A 7,295-nucleotide genomic window follows, 5' to 3' on the forward strand; every position below is an offset into this window, starting at 1 on the left:
CAGCCCGCAGACGCCCCCAAAGCCCGGCACCGCATTTGTTCGCGGGGCCGGGCCGGACGCCTCCTCAGGATGCGGCGGGACTCGGGGAGTCGTGCCCGCCGGCGTGGGAGGAGCCGTGGGAGGCGTCGTGCGTGGGGTCTTGCGCGGGGGTCTGCCCGGGGTCGTGCGGGGCGTCGTGGGAGGAACCGTGGCCGGGGGCGCTCTCGATGGTCCCGCCGAGGCGGGTGTGGGCCGGGGCCAGCGCCTCGGCGGATGCCCCGGTGACGACCCAGGTGGGCCCCACCAGGTACGTACCGCCGTAGTTCTGGGCCTCCGTCAGCCAGGCCTGACGGCCCTGCTCGCTGGTGAAGGTGGCCATCCGGAAGGCCTGCGGCCCCGTCCCGCACGCCCCCTCCCGGAGTTCCTCCGCGTCGACCGTGATCTCGGGCGTACAGCCGAGGGCGTCGCCGATCTGCTGGAGCGGGGCGGGGCGGGCCCCGGACGCGGGGGGTGCGGACGGGCTCGGGTCGGATGCCTGCGGACCGGCCGACGCCCGGGCGGAGCAGCCGCCGCACAGCAGCGTCGCGAGCAGCACGGCGGCAGCGGCGGCGGCGATACGGGGTGAAGGGGGCATGCTGGCTGCCTCACAGGGGGTCGGGGGCGGGATCGTCACCGGTGTCACCGGGATACGGCACGCGTCACACCGTCGGCGGGACCTTCTTGCCCTCGGCGGTGACCGCGAACCAGAGCCCCTGCTTGTTGTGACCGTTCGCCTGGCCGGGCTCGGTGTCCCCGGTGAACGTGTAGACCGGCCAGCAGTCGATCGTCAACTGCTCGCTGCCGTCGGGCCGCTTGACCGATCCGACCAGCTTGCCAGAAATTCCCTCGGCCTTCGACTTGTCCACGGCGGGAGCGGGCTTCCAGGTGTCCAGGCAGGCCCCGAGGCAGCCGAACTTCATCGGCCACGCACTGTCCTTGTCGAATCGGTAGAGCGTACGCCACTGACCGTCCACGAGGATCTTTCCGAGCTTTTCGTTGTCGGCCACGGAAAGTTCCGCTCCCGACTTCATTTCCATGCCCGCCATCCCTCCGTTTCCGTCCGCCTTCTGCTTCTTGTCGACGGCCTTCTTGCCGTCCGGCGCCAGTGCGTGCCAGGTGCCGCCGACGCCCTCGCCCTTCGCCTCGCCGGCCTTGGTGTCCTTGGCGTAGCGGTACACCGGCCAGCCGGCGAGGGTCAGCTGCTTGCTGCCGTCCGCCCGCGCCACCGAGCCGAGGAGGGAGGCGTCTATGCCGGCGGCGGCCGACGCGTCGTCCGCCGGGACCGCCGGCCAGGTCACGGCGCAATCCCCTTCACAGTTGGACTTGGGCGGCTGGGGCGTGTCCTTGTCGAAGCGGTAGAGGGCCATTCCGGCGCTGTCGGTGACCACGCTGCCGACGCTCGCGATGTCGCGTACGGCCAGCTGGCCCGCCGGGCCGCCCTTGTCGGAGCCCGAGCCGACGTCGGAGCCCGATCCGGAGCCGGCGGCGGGGGCCGCACCGCCCGCCCCGTAGCCGCCCGCCCCGTAGCCCGTGTCGTATGCGCCCCCGAGGGCCTTTCCGGCACCTGCCGGCTGTACGGAATTCGCGTTGCGCGCGCCATTTTCGCTGCTTCCGCATCCGACTGCCAGCAACAGAACCGCAGTCACCGATCCAACAGTTGCAATACCACGCTTCTTGTTCACGATCACTCCTTCGGGTTGAACCCGGGGGGTTGGTCTACTGCCTTATTCATAAGGCCTGGCAGGTTCACCGAATTCGAATGAGCGGGAATTTGTCAGATCACGCTAACGGTTGAACTCCGTTGCCGGCAGCCGCTTACCGCGGGCTCATTCCTGGATGCGCAGCGCGAGCGCGGGGCAGCGCCGCACCGCGCGGAGCGCCTTCGGCCGCAGCCTCCCGGGGACCGACATGACGGCCTCGGCCGGGTAGCCGTCCCGGTCCAGCCGCACCACGTCGGGCAGTACGTCCACGCAGAGCCCGTGGCCCTTGCACAGCGTCCAGTCCACGACGAGCTTCTCGGGGTTCTCGTCCTCGGGCAGGGGCAGCGCCCCGAGCACACGGCGGCCGCAGCCGCTGCCGAGGGCGTGGTCGCGCATCTCCTCGGGGAAGACGGCGAGCGCGGAGGCCATGAACGCCGAGGTGCCGTCGGGATGACTGCACGCACCGCGGCGCAGCACGCCCCGCATCCGCGCCTCGACCGCCTCCAGGGCGGGCCGGCCTCCTCCGGCCACCAGGGCGTCCACGGCGTCGGCGAGCGAGGGCAGTCCCCTGACGCAGGGGCCGCACTGGCCGGCGGTCTCGTCCGCCATCCAGCGCATCACGCGGGCCACTTCGCCCGCCGGGCAGGTGTCCTCGGGCAGCGGCAGGATCGCGCCCGCCCCCAGCGTGGCCTTGTAGGCGGTCAGGGATTCCCGGGAGAGCAGCGCCGTCCGCGCCGCCGCCGGCGTCAGCCATTTGCCGTGGTACCCGCCGACCAGGACGCCCTGGCCGGGGGACGAGCCGCACAGTTCCAGGACGTACGCCAGGGACGTCCCGAGCGGCGCCTCCACGACCGTCGAACCGCTGATCGTCAGCATGACGGTGCCCGGCTCGCTCTCCAGGCCGACCGAGCGGAATCCCGCAGCGCCGAGCCGGGCCGCGACGGCGAGCTGGGCGTACGTCTCGGTGTTGGACAGCAGGGTCGGCAGCCCGCTCAGTCCCCGTTCACTGGTCCGGACCTTCTGTCCGTTCGGAACGGCGGCCCCCCCGTTGAGGCCGTTCACGAGGGAGGTTCCCTCTCCGCTGACGAAGCGTTCGGGGAGCCTGCCGACGCGCACGCGGCTGCCGGCCGCGCCGCGCTCGGCGACGGCGGCCCGCAAGGACTGCTCCACGTCGTCCCTGGTCACGCCGATGGCGATCTCTTCGGCGCCGATCGCGTCGGCCGCCAGCAGAGCGCCGTCGAGCACCAGGTGCGGGGCGTGCAGCAGTACGGCGGCGTCCTTGAGGCAGCTCGGTTCACCCTCGGTGCCGTTCACGACGACCGCGCTCCGCCCCTCCTTGGTCCGGGCGGAGCGGATCACCGCCTTGAGCTTGCGGGCGAACGGGAAACCCGCTCCCCCGCGGCCCTTCAGGTCGATGCCCTCGGCGAGCTCCACGAGTTCGTCCTGGTTGTACTGCGGCAGCGGACCGTGCACCACCAGGTGGTTGGCACGGTCGAGCCGCGGCAGCACGTCGAGTCCGGCCAGCAGCCTGGGCTGTCCGACGCACCCGAGGGCGGGATCGACGATCGAGGTCACTGACGTCCCCGCATCCCGTCGTACGAGCCACCGAACCGGTCCGTGCCGGGTCCGGCCCCGAGGCCACTGGGAACGACCACCGTCTCGTACGAGCCGGTGCCGTACGCATCGGCTCCGTACGTGTCGGCGCCGTACGACGGCGCGTACGACGGCGCACCGTACTGCGGGAGGACCTCGGTCGTGGGGTCCAGTGCCTGCCGGGGCGACGGAACGAAGCCGGCCCCCGCGGGTGCGGCGGGCTGCTCGGGCTGCTGTCCGGCCGGGCGGCGGCCCGTCTGGCGCGCCAGACGCGTCGTCAGCCGTTCGGCGGCCCACTCGGCGGGCTGCCGCAGGAACCGCTGGGGCGCCTCCTTGGGGCGGGGCTTCGTCTGGGGGGTGGACGACTGGGGGGCCACCGGACGGGCGGGCGCCGCCAGGAGCCTGGCCCGGAGGCGGACGGCCAGCAGGCCGGCGACCCCGATCAGGCAGAGCGCGTACGACACCGTCACCCAGTCGTTGGCGGCCCGGCCGGCCTTCAGCCCGTGCACCAGGGACGCACCCCACGCGGGGTAGGCACCCACGTGCAGGGCCCGCCACCACAGGGAGCGCCCCTTGGTGGCGAAGGCGCTGCGGACCGCACCGGAGACCGCGACGGAGACGAAGAGGTATCCGGCGATCGTGCCCAGGCCGACGAGGACCGGCTTGTCCCGGTCGGTGAACGGCAGGAGCGCGGCGGAGGCGCTGGTGTGCGCCTCCGTGACCTTGATCCATATGTGCAGGGCGAGGAAGCCCAGCCCCGCGACGGCGAGGCCGCGGTGCGCGCCCTGGGCGACGAGCCGGTACCCGGAGGTCAGCACCTTGCGGTCCGTGGCCGCGAGGCCCCACAGGACGGCAGAGGTGAGGCAGACGAGCGAGAGGACGCCCGCCCCGAAGTCGAGGAACTCCGCAAAATGGCTGAAGGCGCCCACCCAGGCCGCCACGGCCAGGAAGAGCAGGGCGGTGAAGGCGGCCACGACGAGCGTGGCGGGACGTACGCCTCCCGCGGGGGCCAGCAGGGGCGGCCTGCGGACCGCCCGCCGGCCGGCTGCCGCGGCAGTGGCGACGCCGGCATGGCGTCTTGTGCTGTTGGCCCGGTGTGAGCGGGGCGTACGGGCTTGGTACAGGGGCATTTAGTTCTCCCATACGCCCAGGCCCGAGGCACTCCACCGCGCACTCGGCGCCCGGGGTAGTCGACGGAACTGCTCCGCGGTGGGCGGGAGATGAGGTCTCTGATCTCACCGACCGGGAGCGGGGGCCGGAGTGCAGAAGCATCGTGGAGGTTCGCAAGGCCTCCACAGTATTTATCTAATCGTGACAAGTTCTCGTGCGCGTGGCATCGTCACACCGGAGGTCCGCGGAAGATTCCCTTCCAACCGGTGCGGTGGCACCCCCGAGACGCTTTGTCCGCCACCACACCTCCCCGACGGCAAAGTTGAGGCAAAGTCGCGGGACTGCAAGTGGATGGCACTCTCCTGGAGGGTGTACGAGGTGCTCGACTCCCCCGTCCGCACAGGCGCAGAGGGGGGAGGAGGACTGCCTCGACAGGCTTGTCACCCTCCCACGGGGCAGGCCGTACCCCGGCATGAACGAGGTAACAATGTGCGAACTTCTGAACCGCATCTGGGCCCGTCCCCGAGGCGAATGGACCCGGGTCCTGCGAAGGGAACTGCCTGCGCTGAGCGCGGGAATGGTGGAGGAGCTGAGGGAGGAGCTCCCCGGGTTCTCCGCCCTGGTCGACGACCTTGACGAGGAGGTCGTCAGACAGAGGCTCGAAGTGGCCCTGCTGACCGCCCTCGGGTACCGCGAGCCCGCGCCGCAGACGCAGGCCAGGGCCGCGGACCCGCAATCCGGATCCGACCCCGCCCCCCTCCGGGACGAGCAGGACCGCCCGGAGGAAGAAGGGGACGAGGACGAGGACGACTACGCGGCCGAGGAGGAGGACCACGCCTACGCGGCCGAGACGGAAGAAGAGGAGGAAGAGCACCGGGGCCCGCCGCCCCGGCTCCGGGACCCCCGCCGCAGGCAGCTGGCCGCTCTGACGGTGGTCCCCCGGGAGGGACTCGGGACACGCTCCGAGCGGGCCCGGCGCGAGCTGTTCTCCGCGCTTACGAGTGACATGCCCATGGCTGAAATCGCCCTCTCCGAACTCGCCGCGGCGGCCGGCTGGCCCCTCCCGGCCGAGATACGCGCCATCGCCCTGGCCACGCCGGGCGAGACCCAGCAGCTCGCGGCCGCCCTGGACGACGGACTCGCCGGCATGGTCGGCGGCCAGCCCTGCCTGCTGGTCCCCAACCCCGACCCGGAGACCCGCACCTCCCTCGAAGCGCTGCTCCGCGGACGGTTCGCCGCCGTGGGCCACCCCGTCGCCCCCCGCGACACCGCATCCTCCCTGCGGTGGGCCCTGCGGCTGCTGTCCCTGACCCCCAACCGCCCCGGACTGGAGGCACGGGCCCTCTTCGTCGACGACCACCTGTCGACCCTCATGCTGCTCCAGGACGAGCCCCTGGCTCACGCACTGGCCGCACGCTGGCTGCGGCCCCTGGCCAACCTGACACCGCGCCAGAGCGAAAGGCTCGAAGTGACCCTTCTGGCCTGGCTCGAAGGCGGGGGCGCACCCGAGGCCGCAAAGGCGCTGAGCGTGCACCCCCAGACCGTGCGCTACCGCATGCGGCAGCTGGAGAAGCTCTTCGGCCCCGGACTGCGGGACCCCCGTACCCGCTTCGAGCTCGAAATGGCCCTGCGCAGCCGCCGCCTGATGGCCCAGGTCCGCCGCCAGAACGCGCGGGTGACCCGCAAGGTGCGCGCCGCCGCCAACGACTTCCGGCCGCTCGGCGTGGGCCGCATGGCCCGCGTGAACGGCCTGTAACCCCCGGCCCCACAGGCCCCGGCCCCCCTGGCCCCCTACCCCTCCCCCATACATACGGAAGCGGCCCCGGTCCCCTCCCCGCCCAGTCGGAGCGGGGGGACCGGGGCCGCCCCCTGCTACCGGCCGGCCGGGACCGCGGACGCTCCGGCCCGCAACGCGGCATTGAGGTCCAGCAGTTCGGCGTACGCGCGGGAACAGGAGCGGCACCCCGCCAGATGGCGGGCGAGACCGCGGCCTCGGGGAGCCCCGCGGCGGCGGACCGCCGCGCCGAGCACGCTGCCGTAGTGGCGGCACCCGTCGTCGGCGGCCGCGTCCAGGTGGGCGCGCAGGTACGCCTCGCGCAGCCCCTCGCGGGCCCGGAAGGCCAGCGAGGTCACGGCGCTCGGGGTGATCCCGAGCAGCAGCGGGATGGAGTGGGGGCAGTCGTCCTCGACCAGGGTGTGCCACAGGACGGCCTTCCAGCGTTCGGGCAGGCCCTGGAAGGAGCGGGCGATGAGCCGGCGGTCCTCGCCGGCCAGCAGCCGGCGCTGCGGATCGTCCCCGTCGGGACCGGGCCGGCACCAGGCTTCGACGTCGGGCGTCAGAACGGTCCGGCGGGCGCCGGCCCGCCACTCGACCGCCGTGTGGCGGACCACCGACAGGAGGTACGGGCGCCACTCCTCCCGGGGCCCGGCGCCGGAGCGGACCGCCTGGAGGGTGCGGATGAACGCCTCCGAGACGAGGTCCTCGGCGTCGTGCGGGCCCCGGCAGCAACGGCGCGCACATGCAAAAGCGGCGGCACGGTGCCGCCGGTAGAGGAATTCGCAGACGGCCGGATCGCCGCCGCCGGCCGCGTAGGCCGCCCTGAGCCGCCGGATCAGGTACCCGTCCGAAGGACCGGGTCCGGGACCGGGATCGGGATCGGGCTCCGGTTCGGGTTCGGGTTCGGGTTCGGGATCCGCGTCGGGATCCGGCCCGCGGCGCGGGCCGGGTGTGGTGTGACGAGAGCCGGACATGGCACTCCTCGTGTGGGTCTCAGGGCCCCGCGGGCCCCTTGGGACTGGTGGTACATGCGCGAACGCGGGTGGGGGGGCGCATAGGGTGAGGGCACGCACCCCCCCCCGCGGGCGGCGGCGGGG

At 73.0% G+C, this 7,295-nt stretch carries 6 protein-coding genes; 1 reads left to right on the forward strand and 5 read right to left on the reverse strand.

The genetic code is table 11. The features are described from left to right. Positions 1–64 precede the first annotated feature (64 nt). The 4 genes from ACFXA3_RS17100 to ACFXA3_RS17115 all read right to left on the reverse strand — a co-directional run bounded on the left by ACFXA3_RS17100 (position 65) and on the right by ACFXA3_RS17115 (position 4,441). Complete coding sequence (locus ACFXA3_RS17100) at positions 65–613, reverse strand: hypothetical protein (protein WP_385187535.1); 549 nt, start codon at positions 611–613, stop codon at positions 65–67. A 64-nt stretch (positions 614–677) separates the two neighbouring features. Beyond that, the gene (locus ACFXA3_RS17105; protein ID WP_385187536.1) at positions 678–1,706 is read right to left on the reverse strand and encodes an SCO0930 family lipoprotein; all 1,029 of its coding nucleotides are present in this window, start codon (positions 1,704–1,706) and stop codon (positions 678–680) included. A 138-nt stretch (positions 1,707–1,844) separates the two neighbouring features. Next, positions 1,845–3,293 (reverse strand): NADH-ubiquinone oxidoreductase-F iron-sulfur binding region domain-containing protein, encoded by a 1,449-nt coding sequence (locus ACFXA3_RS17110; protein WP_385187538.1) that lies wholly within the window; start codon positions 3,291–3,293, stop codon positions 1,845–1,847. Further along, positions 3,290–4,441 (reverse strand): hypothetical protein, encoded by a 1,152-nt coding sequence (locus ACFXA3_RS17115; protein ID WP_385187540.1) that lies wholly within the window; start codon positions 4,439–4,441, stop codon positions 3,290–3,292. Before ACFXA3_RS17115 ends, ACFXA3_RS17110 begins: the two co-directional genes overlap by 4 nt. A 467-nt stretch (positions 4,442–4,908) precedes the next feature. Between ACFXA3_RS17115 and ACFXA3_RS17120 the strand changes: the two genes are divergently transcribed. Continuing rightward, positions 4,909–6,177: a PucR family transcriptional regulator gene (locus tag ACFXA3_RS17120; protein WP_385187541.1), complete on the forward strand. Its 1,269-nt coding sequence runs from the start codon at positions 4,909–4,911 to the stop codon at positions 6,175–6,177. 116 nt (positions 6,178–6,293) lie between these two features. Here the strand turns inward: ACFXA3_RS17120 and ACFXA3_RS17125 are convergent, their stop codons facing one another. Next, positions 6,294–7,172 carry an RNA polymerase sigma factor gene (locus ACFXA3_RS17125; RefSeq protein ID WP_385187543.1) on the reverse strand — a complete coding sequence of 293 codons (879 nt, stop codon included), beginning with the start codon at positions 7,170–7,172 and terminating at the stop codon, positions 6,294–6,296. Between the last annotated feature and the right edge of the window lie 123 nt (positions 7,173–7,295).

The organism is Streptomyces sp. NPDC059456 (assembly GCF_042750055.1).
Lineage (GTDB): Bacteria > Actinomycetota > Actinomycetes > Streptomycetales > Streptomycetaceae > Streptomyces.

Coding starts and splice junctions, on each gene's coding strand:
- ACFXA3_RS17120 (WP_385187541.1), top strand. CDS start 4,909: ATGTGCGAACTTCTGAACCGCATCTGGGCCCGTCCCCGAGGCGAATGG.
- ACFXA3_RS17100 (WP_385187535.1), bottom strand. CDS start 613: ATGCCCCCTTCACCCCGTATCGCCGCCGCCGCTGCCGCCGTGCTGCTC.
- ACFXA3_RS17125 (WP_385187543.1), bottom strand. CDS start 7,172: ATGTCCGGCTCTCGTCACACCACACCCGGCCCGCGCCGCGGGCCGGAT.
- ACFXA3_RS17115 (WP_385187540.1), bottom strand. CDS start 4,441: ATGCCCCTGTACCAAGCCCGTACGCCCCGCTCACACCGGGCCAACAGC.